Genomic DNA, 15,861 nt, shown 5'->3' with positions numbered 1-15,861 from the left:
GTCTCACTTCTCGGCGCCTGCCCCGGTGAGGGCGCGCACCTCCAGCTCGGCGAACCGCTCGACCGAGCCCTTGTCCGAGGAGGTGACCGTGCCCAGCCAACCGAGGAAGAAGCCGAGCGGGATCGACACGATGCCCGGGTTCTCCAGTGGGAACCAGCTGAAGTCGACGCTCGCGGGGAAGAGCGACAGGCTGGCGCCCGTGTCCGGGTCGACCTTGCCGGAGACGACCGGGCTGAAGAACACCAGGCCGACCGCCGAGATCAGGCCGCCGTAGATGCTCCACAACGCACCGCGGGTGTTGAAGCGCTTCCAGAACAGGTTGTAGAGCAGCGCGGGCAGATTGGCCGAGGCCGCGACCGCGAAGGCGAGTGCCACCAGGAAGGCGACATTCAGGCTCTGGCCCGGGATGGCCAGGGCGATCGCGACGCCGCCGATGATGAAGGCCGAGATCCGCGCCACCTTCACCTCGTCCTTCTCGCTGGCCTTGCCCTTGCGCCACACATTCGCGTAGAGGTCGTGTGCCACCGAGGAGGCGGAGGTCAGGGTGAGGCCGGCGACCACGGCGAGGATCGTCGCGAAGGCGACGGCCGAGATCAATGCCAGCAGCACCGCGCCGCCCAGCGTGCCGGGACCACCGCCGATGGCCTCGGCGAGCAGCGGGGACGCGAGATTGCCTCCCGATGCCGCGATCTGATCCTTGGCGTCACCGGTGACGAGTGCCGCGGCACCGAAGCCGAGCACGAGGGTCATCAGGTAGAAGGTGCCGATCAGGCCGATCGCCCAGAGCACCGAGACACGTGCCTGCTTGGCGGTCGGCACGGTGTAGAAGCGCACCAGGATGTGGGGAAGTCCGGCGGTGCCGAGCACGAGGGCGATGCCGAGGGACAGGAAGTCGATCTTGCTCGTCGTCGAGATACCGTACTTCAACCCGGGTTCGAGGAAGGCCTGGCCCTTGCCGCTCGCCTCGGCCGCCGTGCCGAGCAGGTCGGAGAGATTGAAGCCGAACTTGGCGAGGACCAGGACGCTGATCAACAGGGTGCCGAACATCAGCAGGACGGCCTTGACGATCTGCACCCAGGTCGTGCCCTTCATGCCGCCGACGACGACATAGAAGATCATCAGCACGCCGACCGAGACGATGGTGATGTTCTTGGCCGCCTGCGAGTCGACCCCGAGCAGCAGCGAGACGAGCGCGCCGGCGCCGACCATCTGCGCCAGCAGGTAGAAGATCGAGACCACCACGGTCGAGATCGCCGCGGCCTGGCGGATCGGTCGCTGCCGCATCCGATAGGCCAGCTGATCGGCCATCGTGAACCGTCCGGAGTTGCGCAGCAGCTCGGCGATGAGCAGGAGCGCGACGAGCCAGGCGACCAGGAACCCGATCGAGTACAGGAAGCCGTCGTAACCGGAGAGCGCGATCGCCCCGGAGATCCCGAGGAAGGAGGCGGCGGACATGTAGTCGCCGCCGATGGCGAAGCCGTTCTGGACGCCGGAGAAGGAGCGTCCGCCCGCGTAGTAGTCGGCGGCGGTCTTGGTGTTCCGGCTCGCCCAGAAGGTGATGCCCACGGTGAGGACCACGACCAGGCCGAAGAGCGAGGCGGTCAGGGCCTGATTCGACTCCTCGCTCGCGGCGAGGAGGACGTCGGAGGAGAGCAGTGAGGTGGTCACTGGCCGACCTCCCGTTCGAAGCCGTCGCGCAGATCGTCCGCGAGCGGGTCCATCTTGCGTGCGGAGTACCGGGCGTACCACCAGGCGATGCCGAAGGTGGTGATGAACTGCAGCAGGCCGAAGAGCAGCGCGACATTGATCGTGCCGAAGACCTGCGTGTTCATGAAGCCCGGCATCCAGTTCGATGCGATCACGTATAGCAGGTACCAGACCATGAATGCCACGGTCATCGGCAGCACGAAGCTGCGGTAGTTGTTCCTGAGCTCGGCGAACTCCGCGGTCGCGTGGACGCGCTCATAGGCGGCATGGGTCTCAGGTGAGATCGGTTCGGCCATGGCTCCCCCTTTCGTTATCGGCTCGGCGCGCGGCGGTGGCGCCGTGAGCCGACGCTAGGACCGTCGCGCGGGGGTGTGCCAGATGGTTCGCGGGCTGGTCGCTCAAGGGCCGATCGAGGTCGATATGTGGCGTGGGTCACGCGATGAGCGGTGTCCTGGGAACGACGAACGGCACCGCGGATCGAGTCCGCAGCATGTCGGACTCGCTCACACGCGCCGCATGCGCTCGGCGAGGATCTGGTCGCGGGGATCGTCACTCGCGTCCAGGCCCTCCACGACACCCTGGCGGTCGGCGGCGGAGCGGTTCTGGCTGAGCTTCGCCTTGGCGGCGACGTCCTCGATGCGGATCTCGAGGCCGACGATCCCCCGCAGCTGGCCCTCGACGAATCGCTCGGGCGCGTCGCTGACCTCCCAGGAGTCGGGCCGCCGACGTTCATGGGCTTCCGTGAGAGCGGTGACCGCCCCCCGGAGCCAGTCGGGATCCTCGATGACGCGCGCGCGACCGCGTATCTGCGCCGATTCGTAGTTCCAGGTGGGCACGACGCGGCCGTGCTCGCGCTTGCTCGCGTACCAGCTCGGCGAGACATAGCCCTCGATGCCGCCGACGATCACGAGGACGGGGGATCCGTCGGCGATCTCGCGCCAGTGGTCATTGGCGCGCGCGAAGTGGGCGATGAGCAGGTCCTCGCGCCATACGAGCGGGAGCCGGGTGGAGCGGGGAAAGCCGTCGTGGCCCGAGGTCACGACCTCGCCCGCGGCTACCTCGGCGACGAAGGAGCGGATCTCAGCGTCGTCGTCGACCCCGGTGAACGGCGGACGGTACATGGCGCTCATTCTAGGAAGCTCCGCTGCGCAGGTGGCGGTGCCTGGCCAACCCTACGGATCGGGTAGGGGGACCGGGCCGACCCCATCGGGTCTCGATGAGGTTGACGGTCTACCGCCTCGTCGGAGGTCAGCCGCGGTCGAGGCGAAGCCGCTCGGGGGTGTGCAGCCGGACCATCGTGTGGGTGACATCGGTGGGGACTCGCGACCGGGTCAGCAGAGAGCCCCCGATCATCAGGGCGAAGCCCAGCGGCACCGACCAGGCCGCCGGCTGGGCGAGGAGCGTGCCGAGCCAGCCGGACGGGGCGACGGTGAGGGTCAGCAGGGGCGCGGCCGTCGCCGCGAGCCCGCCACCGACCAGTCCGGCGACAGCACCCGGCGCGGTCAGCCCCCGCCACCAGATGCCCAGTACCAGCAGCGGACAGAAGGTCGACGCCGCGAGGGCGAAGGCGAACACGACCGAGTTGGCCACCGGGATCGGCTGGGCGAGCAGTCCGAGCGCGAGAGGCACGGACACGCACGCGGCCGCGGCCCACCGGAGCGCGGCCACCTGGGACCACCGCGAGGGCCACCAAGAGCGGCGGCTGAGGCCCTGCCCGACCACCCCGGCGAGCGCCATCGTCACCCCGGATGAGGTCGAGAGGAAGGCCGCGAACGCCCCGCCCATCAGCAGCGCGGAGAGCGCATCGCCCGCTACCCCGTCGATCATCCGGCCCGGCAGTTCCAGGACGACCGTGTCGGCCTGGCCCGCGTCGACCAGATCGGGGGCATAGATGCGTCCGAGGACGCCGTAGACGGTCGGCAACAGGTAGAACACGCCGAGCAGTACGAGCACGATCAGCGTCGTCCGACGCGCCGCCCGACCGTCGGGATTGGTGTAGAAGCGGACCACCACATGTGGCAGTCCCATCGTGCCCAGGAAGGTCGCGATGATCACTGCATAGGTCGTGTAGACGCTCTGCGGGGTGGCGGCGCCCAGCGGGGCGAACCACTGCTCCGGGGCGACCGGACCCGGGGCGCCGTCCGAGCGCCACACCAGCAGCAGGAAGGCCAGCGGCACCAGCATCGCGGCGAGCTTGACCCAGTACTGGAAGGCCTGCACGAAGGTGATGCTGCGCATGCCGCCGGAGAGCACATTGACCACGACCACCACAGCAACGAGCGCCGTGCCCACCCAGGAAGGTGCCCCGGTCGTCGCCTGTACCGTCAGCCCCGCGCCTTGGAATTGCGGCATCAGATAGAGCCATCCGACACCGACGACCAGCCAGGTGCACGTCAGTCGGACCCCGCTCGATCCGAGTCGCAACTGGGCGAAGTCCGGGATCGTGTAGGCCCCCGAGCGCCGCAGGGGAGCAGCGACGAAGACCAGCAGCAGCAGATAGCCCGTGGTCCACCCGATCGGATACCAGAGCATGTCCGCGCCGAAGGTCAGTACGAGACCCGCGATGCCCAGGAAGGACGCCGCAGACAGATACTCGCCGCTGATCGCCGAACTGTTCAGCCCCGGCGACACCGTCCGCGAGGCGACGTAGAAGTCACTGGTCGTGCGGCTGATCCGCAGGCCGAGGGCACCGATGGTGACCGTTGCGACCGTCACCACGAAGATCGCCGCGACCGCGGCACCCGAGTTCACGGCTCCTCCTCCTGGCCGGAGGTCTCCACGAGGGCGGCGAAATCCAGCTCGGCCCGCTCGGCGAAGCGCACGTAGAGCCAGCCGAGGACGAGGATCGCGGGGTAGACGGCGACGCCGAGCACGATCCAGGGCAGTCCGATACCGGCGACGGTGGTGCGGGAGAGGTCGCCGAACACCAGGAACACGAGAGGAAGGAGGCCGATGGTCAGCGCCACAGTCGCCACGACAGTCAGTGCCGCGCGCAGCTGCGAACGCACGAGGCTGCGGACATAGACCTGACCGACGCCGGTCGACTCATCGATCTCCTGTCGCACGGTGCGCGGCACATGGGTCCGCGCACTCGTCAACGGGCTGGTGATCCGCTCCCTCCGCGGCTCGCTCATCCGTTCCCTCCCCACGGCTCCGGTGGCGGGGTCATGGGCTGAACTCGCCGATGAGCTCGCGCAGGTCGCGCAGGTGCCGACGGGACACCGGCACCTCAGTCGTCCCGTCGCCCGAGGGCAGCACCAGGGTCGCGCCACCGCCCTGTGATCGGGCCTCGACGAGATGGGCCCGGTTGACCACGATGCTGCGGTGCACGCGACGGAAGCCCGCGCTCTCCCACTCGTCGGCGAGTGCGGTCAACGATGCGCGGATCAGATGGCTGGTACCGTCGAGCAGATGCAATCGGACGTAGTCGCCCTGTGCCTCGGCATAGGTGACGTGCGAACGCGAGACGAAGCGGGTGACCCCGGCGAGCTCCACGGCGATCGTGTCATCGGCGTCGTGGACCATGTCGCGTTCGGCCGACGCACGGCGGATGCTCTCGCGGAGTCGTTCCTCGCGCAACGGTTTGAGCAGGTAGTCGACGGCGTCGAGCTCGAAGGCCTCCACGGCGTGCGCGTCGTGTGCGGTGACGAAGATGATCTGCGGTGCCTGCGAGAAACGTCCCAGCAGCCGCGCTATCTCGATACCGCTCAGCCCCGGCATCGCGATGTCGAGGAAGACGAGGTCGATATCGCCCCTCTCGAGCCGGCGGAGCGCCTCGGTGCCCGAGTGCGCTGTGGCGATCGGGTCGGCGATGCGGTCGTCGCGTCCCAGCAGCCAGACGAGCTCATCGAGCACCGGCTGCTCGTCATCGACCACGAGCGTGCGCAGGGCAGTCACCTTGGTGATGGTAGTCACATCCGGCCGTCGCGTCGCGGCCTCAGGCTGTGCGGCGGAACATTATGGTGGAGGAGTCTTCATGTCCCAGGTCGTCGTGCACAACTTCTCGATCTCCCTCGACGGCTTCGGCACCGGCGAAGGCCTCAGCTTCGAGGACCCCTTCGGGCACGCGGGAGAGCGGTTGCACGAGTGGATGTTCGCCACCCGCTTCGGCCGCAGGATGCTCGGGGAGTCCGGCGGCAGCAACGGCGTGGACGAGTCCTTCGCGCGACGGCACGAGGACGGGGTCGGTGCCGAGATCATGGGGCGGGGCAAGTTCTGGCCCCTCACCGGACCCTGGCCGGACCTGGGCACCGAACAGGAGTGGCGCGGCTGGTGGGGACCGAATCCCCCGTTCCACACGCCGGTCTTCGTCCTCACTCACCATCCCCGGCCGTCGATCGAGATGGAGGGTGGGACGGTCTTCCACTTCGTGGACGCTCCACCCGCCGAGGCGCTGGCGCTCGCCCGTGAGGCCGCCGGCGACCTCGACGTGCGCGTCGGGGGAGGGCCGACGACGGTCCGTGACTTCCTCGGCGCCGGTCTCATCGACGTGATGCACGTGGTCCAGGTGCCGATCGTGCTGGGGCGAGGTGTGCGCCTCTGGGACGGGTTGGAGTCGCTCGAGGAGCGATACGACCTCGAGGCGGTGTCTTCGCCGACCGGCGTGGTGCACCTGACGTTCACGCGTCGCGTCTAGCTGCTTGATGCAGGGATAGGGACCTCGTGTGGCCGTGTGGAGGGGGGTCCAGGTCGGCAGCACATCCTTCGTGCGCGGCCCGCCCGGAACCCGACAACCCGCTCGACCTGTTCGAGACGCGCAGGTCACCGTTCCCGCCGAGGTGGCCCACTCATCGGTGATTCCCTAGTCGTCGAGACCGCGGGCGGCGAGCGCGTCACCTGTGGCATAGGCGTGGGCCACGACTCGGATGACGAAGGGCACGAGCAGTGCCCGAGGACTGCGATCGAGTCCACGCGCGCGGGCCGCCGCGCGTGTCTCCCGCGCGACCTCCAGGACCGCGGGCAGGGCACGGAGCACGAGAGCGAAGGCGAGGGCGATCCGCTCGGGCCGCAGGCCGACGAAGCGCAGGGGAGCGACGAGCCGTTCGACGGTGTTCAGCAGATCATCGGCTGCCGTCGTGGCGGTGAATGCCAGACCGATGAGGAAGAGGGCCAGCAGGCTCGACACCACCGCGATCGCGACGTCGACGCCGCGCTGCCAGGTCTGGAAGGCGGCGATGAGTGTGAGCATCAGGAGGAGCCCGCGCATCGTCCGCAGCGACCGCCGCAGCCGGAGTCCCGACCACGCGGCGATGACGACAGCGACGGCCACGAAGATGGGTGACGCGACCGGCCCACGTAGGGCCACGACCGCGATCGACCAGAGCGCCAGGAATGCCAGCTTCGGTCCGGGGCCGGTGCGGTGCAGCAGCGTCCTCCCCGGGCGGTACACACCCAACAGCTCAGTCATGTCGCCACCGCATGGAGATGTGCTCCCTGTTCGTCAATCGAGAGCGCGAACAGGGAGCAGATCTCGGTTCTTCGCCGGCTCATGGGGTCGCCTCGGCCAGAGCGATGTAGTGATCGACGGCGGCGTCCGGGGCCCCGTCGAACACGACTCGCGCATCGTCGACGACGAGGACCCGGTCGCATCGGCGGGCGAGGTCGAGATCGTGGGTCACGAGCACGAGCCGCTGGCGGAGCCCGAAGAGCCGGGCGGCGACGAGGCGGGCGTTCCTCAGATCGAGCAGCGTGGTGGGCTCGTCCGCCACGACGAGCTCGGGCTCGGTCGCCAACACCCCCGCGAGGGCGAGTAGCTGCTTCTGCCCGCCCGACAGCGCGTGCACCGAGACATCCGCACGATCGGCGAGTCCGATCTCCGAGAGCACCTCACGGGCCCGTTCGCGGCGTTCAGACTTGTTCGCGACGCTCCGGCGCAGGGAGAGGGTCACGTCCTCCAGTGGTGTCGGCATGACGAGCTGGGAGTCTGGATGTGTGAAGACGAAACCGACTCGGCGACGCACCTCGCGGCCCTCTCGTCCGGTGTCGAGTCCGTCGATCAACACCTCGCCCGTCGCCGGGAGGACGAGGCCGTTGATCAGGCGGACCAGTGTCGACTTGCCCGAGCCGTTGGGACCGATGATGCCGATCCGATGCTCCGTCAGGCTCAGACTCGTGGGGTGGAGCAGGGTGATCGGGCCGTCGGGGGAGTCGACGACGACGCTCGCACTGTGCAGCTCGATCACGGGTCGACGTTACCCGCGCAGCAACTGAGGGAACGCCCGGTGCACCGCGGCGGCCACGACGGCAGCGAGGGCGCCCTTGACGATATCCACCAGGAAGAAGGGGGTCGCATAGCCCCACGCGACGCCGAGGGGAACGTCCATGGCGCGCGCCATGCCGAGGGTGCCGAGGGTGCCGACGACCGCGACGGTCACGACCGCCGCCACGAGTGCCACGGTCACGGTGAACACCGCCGGACCACGACGCGCCACGAGAGCGGCCGCAGCGCCGACCAGCAGCGCGGCGAAGGGGAAGGCGAGCAGGTAGCCGCCGGTGGTCCCGGCCCAGACGCCCGGTCCGGCCTGGCCCTGCGTGAAGATCGGCACGCCGGCGGTCGCGACGGCGAGATAGAGGAGGACGGCCAGGAACCCGCGGATGGGGCCGAGCAGTGCACCGGCGATGAAGATGCCGAACATCTGCAGGGTGAAGGGGACGCCGGCCACGCCGGTGATCGCGGGAAGGACCGCGCAGACGCCGATGACGGCAGCGAAGGTGGTGATGAGGGCGAGGTCGGCCGCCGACGAGCGGCGACGGGCCGGGCTGCGGGTCGTCATGGATGGACTCCTCATAGGAACTGAACGGTGTTCACCTGAACGCCGTTCAGGCTACCCGATAGGATGCTGCCATGGCCAACAGCCTCCCCGATGTCGTCGCAGCGGCTCTGCGCGTGCTCGACTCCTATGGGCTGGAGTTCTGCTCGATGCGCCGGGTCGCATCCGAGCTGGAGGTTCAGCCCAGCGCCCTCTATCACCATGTGCCGAACAAGCAGACATTGTTGGCGCTGATGGCCGATGAGCTGGTGTCCGAGGTCGACGGCGAAGATGCGAGATCGTTGTGCCATGCCCTGCGCAGCGCCATGCTCGCGGTGCGCGACGGCGCCGAGGTCGTCGCCACTGCCTCGGCTTTCCGGTTGGGGGTGTCCGGGGTCGAGAAGCGGCTCGCCGATCTCGTAGGCGATGACGGGGCGCGCACGCTGCTGCTGTTCACCTTCGGCCACACGCAGTCGACGCAGACCCATCGCCAGGCCAGCGCCGTCGGTGCCATCGAGGAGGACGCTGACCTCGATAACTCCTTCGACCGCGGACTCTCGATCATCCTCACCGGCCTGGAAGCGCGCCCCGCACGCTGAGTCACCGCCCCTCGTCGGTCGTGCGTGGTGGAGATTATCCACAGTCCCGTGATACGGCTCTGGCCAGATCCGTATTTCCTTGGGATGACTGGTTCCATGACGCGCCCCATCCCTCCCGAGCTCATGGCCGGACCCTTCACCCATGCGATGGCACGCGAGCTCGGAGTGACCGAGAAGATGCTGCGTGGGCGGCGATTCGTTCGGCTATTTCCCCGTGTATGGAGTGTCGCTGGGGTCGGCATGGACGTCCACGGTTGGATTCAGGCGGCGCGACTGGCGCTGCCGGAACGCGCACACGTGAGCCATCTCAGCCGTCTCCATGACCTCGGCCTGCTCCTCGGCGATCCCCGCCCGATCCACTTCACGGTGAGCGGCGATCTGCATCTGCGCCTGCCCGGCGTCTTCGTTCCTCGGACGGAGGTTCTCCCTCCCTGCGACGATCGCGGAGTCACCCTCGCATCGGCCTTCGTTCAGGCCTGCGCGACCGGCCGACTGCTGGACCTCATCGTCATCCGCGACTGACTGCTCCATCGCGAGCACGCGACGACCGATGAGATTGCCTGGATCGCCCGGACTCAGTCGTGGCGTCCAGGCGCGGCGCAGAGCCTGCGAGTCTTGCCGCATCTGGATGCGCTCAGCCGTTCGCCGAAGGAGTCACGGGTGCGCGCATACCTCGCGTTTTCGGGACTGCCGGCACCCGATGTCAACGCACCCGTGTACGACGGCGCGCGCGAGATCGGGATCGTCGACCTGCTCTATCGCGTGTGGATGTTGGCGATCGAGTACGAGGGCCGCCAGCACGCGGAAAATCCGCGGCAGTTCGCGAGGGATGTCGAGCGTGGCTACCAGGGTCCAGCACCCCTCTTCGCCCGACGCTGGCACTCGTTGTTCGCTCCCGTCCGAGGAGGCCGGTGAGTAGGCGTCCTTTCCTGGCTTGAGAAGGGCGCCTACACACCGCTGTGCTGTGGGAATGGTCGCCTACTCACCGTTCCGTGGCGGGATCACCAGCTGGCGTGGAGGGGGCGTCCTTCGTCGTAGCCTGCGGTCGACTGGATGCCGACGATCGAGCGCTCGCGGAACTGCTCCAGGCTGCGCGCACCCGCATAGGTGAAGCTCGAACGGACACCCGCGGTGATCTGATCGATGAGGTCCTCGACACCCGGGCGCTCGGGATCCAGGAACATCCGCGAGGTGGAGATGCCCTCCTCGAACAACGCCATACGGGCCTTCTCGAAGCCCGCCGCGTCGCGCGTGCGGTTGGCGACGGCGCGCGACGACGCCATGCCGAAGGACTCCTTGTACGCGCGGCCGTCCGAGGCGATCTTGAGGTCCCCGGGACTCTCGTGCGTGCCGGCGAACCACGAGCCGATCATCACACTGCCCGCACCTGCCGCGAGGGCGAGGGCCACATCGCGCGGGAAGCGGACTCCGCCGTCGGCCCAGACGCTCGCGCCGAGCACATCGGCGGCCTCGGCGCATTCGAGCACGGCGGAGAACTGCGGACGCCCGACACCGGTCATCATGCGGGTCGTGCACATGGCACCGGGGCCGACTCCGACCTTGACGATGTCGGCTCCGGCGTCCACCAGCTCCCGGGTGCCGTCCGCGGAGACGATATTGCCCGCCGCGATCTGGACGCGGCGACCGATGCGCTCGGCGAAGGCGTCGCGGGCATCGGCGACGACGCGCAATGCCTCGATCATCTTCTCCTGATGGCCGTGCGCTGTGTCGACCACGAGCACATCGATGCCGAGGTCCAGCAGCGCATCGGCCTTGCCGCGGACGTCGCCGTTGATGCCCACCGCGGCCCCGATGAGCAACCATCCCTCGGCATCGACCGCGGGGGTGTAGATCGTCGAGCGCAAAGCGCCCTTGCGGGTGATGACACCGAGCAGGTCGCCACCGTCGAGCACTGGCGCGAAGGGCACGTGCTGGGCGGAGAGCTCGTTGAAGTACTCGCGCGGATCGAGGCCGGCATCGACCGTGAAGGTGTCGGTGCGCATCACCTCGCGGACTTGGGCGAAGCGGTCGATCTCGGCGCCGTCGCGCGGAGTGACGATGCCGACCAGCTTGCCCTCGTCGACGACGACAGCCCCGCCGTGCGACCGCTTGGGGATCAAGCTCAATGCCTCGCCGATCGTCATCGACGGGGACAGCGTGACCGGGGTATCGAAGACGGTGTGAGCGCCCTTGACCCGGCGGACCGTCGCGGCCACGACGTCCACGGGGATGTCCTGCGGGATGATCGCGATGCCACCGCGACGCGCGACGGTCTCGGCCATGCGTCGCCCGGAGATGGCGGTCATGTTCGACACCACGAGCGGGAGGGTCGTACCGGTGCCGTCGCTCGCCGAGAGGTCGACGTCGAAACGGCTGGTCACGTCCGATCGGCTCGGCACCATGAAGACGTCGTTGTACGTGAGGTCGTGCGTCGGCTGCTGTCCGTTGAGGAACTTCACCCCGTGAGTCTACGGGGCGCGAGTGGGGCCGGACGGCCGTCAGTCGACGCCGGGGGCGAACTTCGGCACACGCATCGTGACCTTGGTGCCGAGCCCCGGGCCGGTCTCGACCACGATGCCGTGGTCGTTGCCGTAGACGGTGCGCAACCGCTCGTCGACATTCGCCAGGCCGACCGAGATGGAGTCGCCGTGCCCGGAGAGGACGCTGCGGACGACATCGGGCTCGGCGCCCACTCCGTCGTCCTCGATCCAGATCAGACATTCGGCCCCGGCGTCCTCCGCGACGACCGTGATCGTCCCTGTGCCGTCCTTCTTCTCCAGTCCGTGCCGCACCGCGTTCTCCACGAGCGGCTGGACCGACAGGAAGGGCACCGTCACATTGAGCACCTCCGGCGCCACCCGGGTCATGACCCGCAGCCGGTCGCCGAATCGCGCCTTCTCCAGGACGAGATAGCGCTCGATCGAGCGCAGTTCCTCAGCGAGGGTCGTGAACTCGCCGTGCTGGCGGAACGAGTACCGGGTGAAGTCCGCGAACTCCAGCAGCAACTCGCGGGCTCGCTCGGGATCGGTCCGGACGAAGGAGGCGATCGCTCCGAGCGAGTTGTAGATGAAGTGCGGGGAGATCTGCGCCCGCAGCGCCCGCAGCTCGGCTTCCATAAGCGCGGTGCGGGAGGCATCGAACTCGGCGAGCTCGAGCTGACTGGAGACCCACCGGGCGACCTCGGTCACCGTCCGTGCCAGTCCTGCCGAGGGGGCGTCGTCGGCGACGACGAGGGTGCCGACGACCCGGCCCTCCACGGTCAGCGGCGCGGCGAAGGCATCGCCGGCGGCCTGAGGTCGCCCGCTGTCGAGCACGTCGCGGACCGCCTGTGCGGTCTCGGCCCAGGCGGGATCGCCCTCCCAGGCCAAGGGCCCCTGCGCGTCGGTGAGGCCCGCGGTCCGGGCGCCGATGAGTGCGCGCAGATGCGGCACGGCCCGGCCGGCGCTCTCGGCCGTGAGCCCACCGCGCAGCGCCGGGGCGGCGAGGGAGGCGGTGTGCAGGGTCGTATAGGTGGCCCTCTCCTCGGGGGATCCGAGCCCTCGCCGACGGCCCAGATAGCGCCAGCGGATCAGCAGGGCCGCGCCGAGCCCGGCCACCAGTAACACGGCGGCGAGCGCCAGATCGGTCATGTCACCGGAAGTCGATGAGGACGGTGTCGGGCGGATCGGGCTCGGCCGCGAGCTGTGACTTGTCCACACGTGCCCGCAGGCAGATCGTCTCGTGGCGCAGCCTGAGGGATCCGGTCTGCTCGCCGTACTCGCGCCATAGGTCGCGCACGGCGCCGAGGGCGGAACCGGGCACCGACGGGTGCTTGGTCGTCTCCGCGAAGCGCATGAGGGTCGGGAAGTCCAGCTCCTCCCAGGCATTGAACTCCTGGCGCTCGGGCACGTTGAAGAGTCCCGAGGCGGTGAACGTGGCGACGGGTGTGACGTCACCCGAGCGGTCCCCGGTGATGGTGCGCAGCTTGCGCATCCAGGGGATCGAGTCGTCATAGCGGCGGGCGATGGTCGACAGCAGGCCGTCGTCGGTCAGGACCCGCGCGTACTCGCCGAGGGCGGTGACCTCGTCGTCGATCTCGGGCGCGACGACGGCCTCGAAGCTGCGCGAGCGGAAGGGCAGGAGGTCGCCCTGAGAACGGACATAGGAGATGTGCTGGTGGCGGACGGTGGTCACGTCATCGCCGACGATCGTGACATCGTGTCCTTGGTCAGCCAGCTCATAGGCGAGGGGGCCGTCGCCGACATGCAGCACGAGCGCCAGGTGGTCGCCGACCAACCAGTTGAGGGCGCGTGCTGCGGGCGCGACGGGGTTCACCCCTCGATCGTAACTGTCCTCATGGCCCGATCGGGTCAGATCCCACGCGCCGTGGTGGCCGTCGCCGGGCCCCTCCGGTGCGGTGGGGCAGCGTCCGTCCACCCGGCGAGATGGCGATACGCTGCCGTGGTGTCCGATCCGTTCATCGCGGCCGCCTCGCTGGAGGGTGTTCCGTCCGCCGCCGCCGCAGCTCGAGACGGGATCGACGCCGTGCTGCGCGACCGCGGCCTGCGCAAGACCGCCCCGGAGGACACCGCGCAGGCACTGCTGCTCGGCGCCTGGGCCACCGCGACTCTGGAGGGCTCGGCGTACACGGTCGATGAGCTCGCCGCCGGCGCCGGGGACGCGACCGCCCGGGGCGCGGTGCGATTGTCGACCGAGCTGCTGGGGCTGCTGCCGGCCTGGCAGCGTTCGCCGGTGCAGGCCCTCGCCCGCATTCACGCGATCGCCGCGGCCGGAAGCATCGACGACGCCGAGCTCGGCCGTCCGGTCAACCCCGAGGGCGTCGCCCGGTTGACCAATCTCGCGCGGCTCCTCGGTCAGCCGACGGAGGCGCCGGGCTTGGTGGTGGCCGCCCTGGTCCACGCGGAGATCGCCGATGCCGGGGCGTTCGTATCGCACAATGCCGTCGTGGCGCGTGCCGCCGAGCGTCTGGTCTGGGTGGCCAAGGGCATCGATCCGGCCTCGGTCACCGTCCCCGAGGCCGGACATGTCGCCGACGCCCCGGGTTATTTCGCCGCCCTCGAGGGCTATCGGTCCAGTGACGGCACAGGCGTGCATCAATGGCTGCTGTATGCCGCCGAGGCCGCGACCCGCGCCGCGGAGGCGTCACCGCTCTCGCGCTGACTCGCTTGCGGTGTCGTGCGCATCTCTCGACCGTATTCGGCGCGCTGCTCATCGCATCACCCAGGTGAGTGATCACGCACTTTCGGCGCGCAGGTGCGGAATAGCTCACCACCCGATGCGCTGGCATGGTCCAGCCACGGCGGTGGATCTCGCTGGGCACAAGGCGGCGGCGCCACCCGCGTAGGGTGACGCCGCCATCAACCCGGTGATCGGCTACCAAGCGTGCCTTCGTCGAATCATCGCCGCGGGGCCGCTATGCGGATGTCCCGAGACGACTGCCCTGTGGGACGGGAGATCGCCGCGTGGGTACCGGGACCGGGTCGCTGTGGAGTTCTTCTTGCCATGCCCAGCATGCCCCACTATGAGCCAGTTCACAAGGGGTAGGGGAGGAGGCCATTCGGCATTGTAGTTAGGTTAGCCTGTCTTCGGTCGGCGGCAGTGAAGGCCGATCGACTCGTTAGCCGTCCGCCAGAAGGAGAAATCGATGTCCTTGCGCCGTCCGATCGCGACACTCTCAGTCGTCGCGGTGTCCGCCCTCGTCCTCGCGGCGTGCTCCTCGTCGGGCTCCGACGACGACACGCCGGCGAATGAGAGCAGTACCGTCGAGGTGGAGGACAACAACGGCACGCAGACCGTGGCCTCCCCACCGGCCTCGGTCGTCGCCCTCGACAATCGAACCTTCGAGACCCTCGCGGACTGGGACATCGAGCTGAGTGCCGCGGCCGTCTCGCTCATGCCCGACACCATCGACTACACCACCGACGACTCGATCATCGACATCGGCAACCACCGAGAGCCCGATCTCGAGCAGATCGTCGCCGTCGAACCGGATCTGGTCATCAGTGGCCAGCGTTTCGTCGACTACGACGACCAGATCGCTGAGCTGGTGCCTGACGCCGCTGTCCTCGAGCTCGAACCGCGCGAGGGCGAGCCCTTCGATGAGGAGCTCAAGCGACAGGTCACCGTGCTCGGCGAGATCTTCGACAAGCAGGACGAGGCTCAGCAGCTCGTCGACGACTTCGATGAGGCCGTCGAGCGGGCGAGGTCCGCCTACGATGAGGGACAGAGCGTCATGGCTGTCAACACCTCCGGGGGTGAGATCGGCTATCTCGCTCCCACGGTGGGGCGCACCCTCGGCCCGATCTTCGACATCCTCGGCCTGACACCCGCGCTCGAGATCGACGGGGCGTCCGACGATCACCAGGGCGATGACATCTCGGTCGAGGCGATCGCCGACTCCAACCCGGACTGGATCCTCGTGATGGATCGTGACGCGGCCGTCGGCGAGGGCGATGTGGAACCCGCCGCCGACATCCTGGAGAACTCCGAGGCGCTCGCGGGCGTCACGGCCGTGCAGAATGATCAGATCGTGTACATGCCCGCCGACACGTACACGAATGAGGGCATCCAGACGTACACGGAGTTCCTCAACGACTTCGCTGACGCGCTCGAGGGCGCCAACAGCTGACATCGTGCATCGTGGAAGCGAAGTGGCGGTGGGACCGGCCGGCCGGTCCCACCGCCACTTCGCCCGTCCTGAGGAGGAACGATGAGCGGGGCTGAGACCTCCCCCCCGTGCGCCCCCCGCCCCCCCCCCCCCCCGCCCCCCCGCCGACCCGTTTTCACCCCCCTCCCCCCCCCCCCAC

18 protein-coding genes are annotated in these 15,861 nt (G+C 68.8%); 6 read left to right on the top strand and 12 right to left on the bottom strand.

The features are described from left to right. Positions 1-3 precede the first annotated feature (3 nt). The 6 genes from BHE97_RS08370 to BHE97_RS08345 form a co-directional block, all read right to left on the bottom strand. Positions 4-1,668: a cation acetate symporter gene (locus BHE97_RS08370; protein WP_087623583.1), complete on the bottom strand. Its 1,665-nt coding sequence runs from the start codon at positions 1,666-1,668 to the stop codon at positions 4-6. Beyond that, a complete protein-coding gene (locus BHE97_RS08365) occupies positions 1,665-2,003 on the bottom strand; it encodes a DUF485 domain-containing protein (RefSeq protein ID WP_087623582.1) in 339 nt (112 codons plus the stop codon). Before BHE97_RS08365 ends, BHE97_RS08370 begins: the two co-directional genes overlap by 4 nt. A gap of 207 nt (positions 2,004-2,210) precedes the next feature. Next, positions 2,211-2,828, bottom strand: coding sequence for an FMN-binding negative transcriptional regulator (locus BHE97_RS08360; RefSeq protein ID WP_087623581.1), 618 nt, complete (start codon positions 2,826-2,828; stop codon positions 2,211-2,213). 127 nt (positions 2,829-2,955) lie between these two features. Continuing rightward, entirely contained in the window at positions 2,956-4,458 is a 1,503-nt protein-coding gene (locus tag BHE97_RS08355; protein WP_087623580.1) for a cation acetate symporter, read from the bottom strand. Continuing rightward, positions 4,455-4,841: a hypothetical protein gene (locus BHE97_RS08350; RefSeq protein WP_087623579.1), complete on the bottom strand. Its 387-nt coding sequence runs from the start codon at positions 4,839-4,841 to the stop codon at positions 4,455-4,457. The genes BHE97_RS08355 and BHE97_RS08350 overlap by 4 nt, the downstream gene beginning before the upstream one ends. A 31-nt stretch (positions 4,842-4,872) precedes the next feature. Continuing rightward, the gene (locus tag BHE97_RS08345) at positions 4,873-5,604 is read right to left on the bottom strand and encodes a LytTR family DNA-binding domain-containing protein (RefSeq protein WP_201791366.1); all 732 of its coding nucleotides are present in this window, start codon (positions 5,602-5,604) and stop codon (positions 4,873-4,875) included. A 79-nt stretch (positions 5,605-5,683) separates the two neighbouring features. Here BHE97_RS08345 and BHE97_RS08340 point away from each other — a divergent pair, with 79 nt between their 5' ends. After that, a complete protein-coding gene (locus BHE97_RS08340; protein WP_087623577.1) occupies positions 5,684-6,343 on the top strand; it encodes a dihydrofolate reductase family protein in 660 nt (219 codons plus the stop codon). A 165-nt stretch (positions 6,344-6,508) separates the two neighbouring features. On the opposite strand, the gene BHE97_RS08335 is transcribed toward BHE97_RS08340, so the two are convergent. The 3 genes from BHE97_RS08335 to BHE97_RS08325 all read right to left on the bottom strand — a co-directional run bounded on the left by BHE97_RS08335 (position 6,509) and on the right by BHE97_RS08325 (position 8,480). Further along, positions 6,509-7,114: a CbiQ family ECF transporter T component gene (locus BHE97_RS08335; RefSeq protein ID WP_087623576.1), complete on the bottom strand. Its 606-nt coding sequence runs from the start codon at positions 7,112-7,114 to the stop codon at positions 6,509-6,511. Between the two features lie 79 nt (positions 7,115-7,193). Further along, positions 7,194-7,889 (bottom strand): ABC transporter ATP-binding protein, encoded by a 696-nt coding sequence (locus BHE97_RS08330; RefSeq protein WP_087623575.1) that lies wholly within the window; start codon positions 7,887-7,889, stop codon positions 7,194-7,196. 9 nt (positions 7,890-7,898) lie between these two features. Further along, positions 7,899-8,480 (bottom strand): biotin transporter BioY, encoded by a 582-nt coding sequence (locus BHE97_RS08325; RefSeq protein WP_201791365.1) that lies wholly within the window; start codon positions 8,478-8,480, stop codon positions 7,899-7,901. A gap of 71 nt (positions 8,481-8,551) precedes the next feature. On the opposite strand from BHE97_RS08325, the gene BHE97_RS08320 reads away from it, so the two are divergent. The 3 genes from BHE97_RS08320 to BHE97_RS08310 all read left to right on the top strand — a co-directional run bounded on the left by BHE97_RS08320 (position 8,552) and on the right by BHE97_RS08310 (position 9,970). Next, the gene (locus tag BHE97_RS08320; protein WP_087623573.1) at positions 8,552-9,055 is read left to right on the top strand and encodes a TetR family transcriptional regulator; all 504 of its coding nucleotides are present in this window, start codon (positions 8,552-8,554) and stop codon (positions 9,053-9,055) included. Positions 9,056-9,151: 96 nt separating this feature from the next. After that, positions 9,152-9,577, top strand: a complete 426-nt coding sequence (locus tag BHE97_RS08315; protein ID WP_087623572.1) for a hypothetical protein — start codon at positions 9,152-9,154, stop codon at positions 9,575-9,577. 138 nt (positions 9,578-9,715) lie between these two features. Beyond that, entirely contained in the window at positions 9,716-9,970 is a 255-nt protein-coding gene (locus tag BHE97_RS08310; RefSeq protein ID WP_087623571.1) for a hypothetical protein, read from the top strand. 86 nt (positions 9,971-10,056) lie between these two features. Here the strand turns inward: BHE97_RS08310 and BHE97_RS08305 are convergent, their stop codons facing one another. The 3 genes from BHE97_RS08305 to BHE97_RS08295 are packed head-to-tail and all read right to left on the bottom strand — an operon-like array spanning position 10,057 to position 13,369. Beyond that, positions 10,057-11,514 carry a GuaB1 family IMP dehydrogenase-related protein gene (locus BHE97_RS08305; protein WP_087623570.1) on the bottom strand — a complete coding sequence of 486 codons (1,458 nt, stop codon included), beginning with the start codon at positions 11,512-11,514 and terminating at the stop codon, positions 10,057-10,059. A gap of 39 nt (positions 11,515-11,553) precedes the next feature. Continuing rightward, positions 11,554-12,684, bottom strand: coding sequence for a histidine kinase (locus BHE97_RS08300; protein WP_087623569.1), 1,131 nt, complete (start codon positions 12,682-12,684; stop codon positions 11,554-11,556). 1 nt (position 12,685) lies between these two features. Then, on the bottom strand, positions 12,686-13,369 hold the full coding sequence (locus BHE97_RS08295) for a class I SAM-dependent methyltransferase (RefSeq protein ID WP_087623568.1): 684 nt from the start codon (positions 13,367-13,369) through the stop codon (positions 12,686-12,688). Positions 13,370-13,498: 129 nt separating this feature from the next. Between BHE97_RS08295 and BHE97_RS08290 the strand changes: the two genes are divergently transcribed. Together BHE97_RS08290 and BHE97_RS08285 are read left to right on the top strand one after the other, a co-directional pair. Next, positions 13,499-14,215 (top strand): oxidoreductase, encoded by a 717-nt coding sequence (locus BHE97_RS08290; protein ID WP_236757593.1) that lies wholly within the window; start codon positions 13,499-13,501, stop codon positions 14,213-14,215. 484 nt (positions 14,216-14,699) lie between these two features. After that, the gene (locus BHE97_RS08285; protein ID WP_087623566.1) at positions 14,700-15,683 is read left to right on the top strand and encodes an ABC transporter substrate-binding protein; all 984 of its coding nucleotides are present in this window, start codon (positions 14,700-14,702) and stop codon (positions 15,681-15,683) included. The last annotated feature ends 178 nt before the right edge of the window (positions 15,684-15,861 follow it).

It is taken from the genome of Aeromicrobium sp. PE09-221, from assembly GCF_002174305.1.
Taxonomy (GTDB): Bacteria; Actinomycetota; Actinomycetes; order Propionibacteriales; family Nocardioidaceae; genus Aeromicrobium.
This window is presented reverse-complemented; position numbering and strand designations above follow the sequence as displayed.

Bases quoted from the DNA above. Each gene is read 5' to 3' on its own strand.
- BHE97_RS08365 (WP_087623582.1), bottom strand. From the start codon at position 2,003: ATGGCCGAACCGATCTCACCTGAGACCCATGCCGCCTATGAGCGCGTC.
- BHE97_RS08360 (WP_087623581.1), bottom strand. From the start codon at position 2,828: ATGTACCGTCCGCCGTTCACCGGGGTCGACGACGACGCTGAGATCCGC.
- BHE97_RS08350 (WP_087623579.1), bottom strand. From the start codon at position 4,841: ATGAGCGAGCCGCGGAGGGAGCGGATCACCAGCCCGTTGACGAGTGCG.
- BHE97_RS08340 (WP_087623577.1), top strand. From the start codon at position 5,684: ATGTCCCAGGTCGTCGTGCACAACTTCTCGATCTCCCTCGACGGCTTC.
- BHE97_RS08335 (WP_087623576.1), bottom strand. From the start codon at position 7,114: ATGACTGAGCTGTTGGGTGTGTACCGCCCGGGGAGGACGCTGCTGCAC.
- BHE97_RS08325 (WP_201791365.1), bottom strand. From the start codon at position 8,480: ATGACGACCCGCAGCCCGGCCCGTCGCCGCTCGTCGGCGGCCGACCTC.
- BHE97_RS08320 (WP_087623573.1), top strand. From the start codon at position 8,552: ATGGCCAACAGCCTCCCCGATGTCGTCGCAGCGGCTCTGCGCGTGCTC.
- BHE97_RS08315 (WP_087623572.1), top strand. From the start codon at position 9,152: ATGACGCGCCCCATCCCTCCCGAGCTCATGGCCGGACCCTTCACCCAT.
- BHE97_RS08300 (WP_087623569.1), bottom strand. From the start codon at position 12,684: ATGACCGATCTGGCGCTCGCCGCCGTGTTACTGGTGGCCGGGCTCGGC.
- BHE97_RS08285 (WP_087623566.1), top strand. From the start codon at position 14,700: ATGTCCTTGCGCCGTCCGATCGCGACACTCTCAGTCGTCGCGGTGTCC.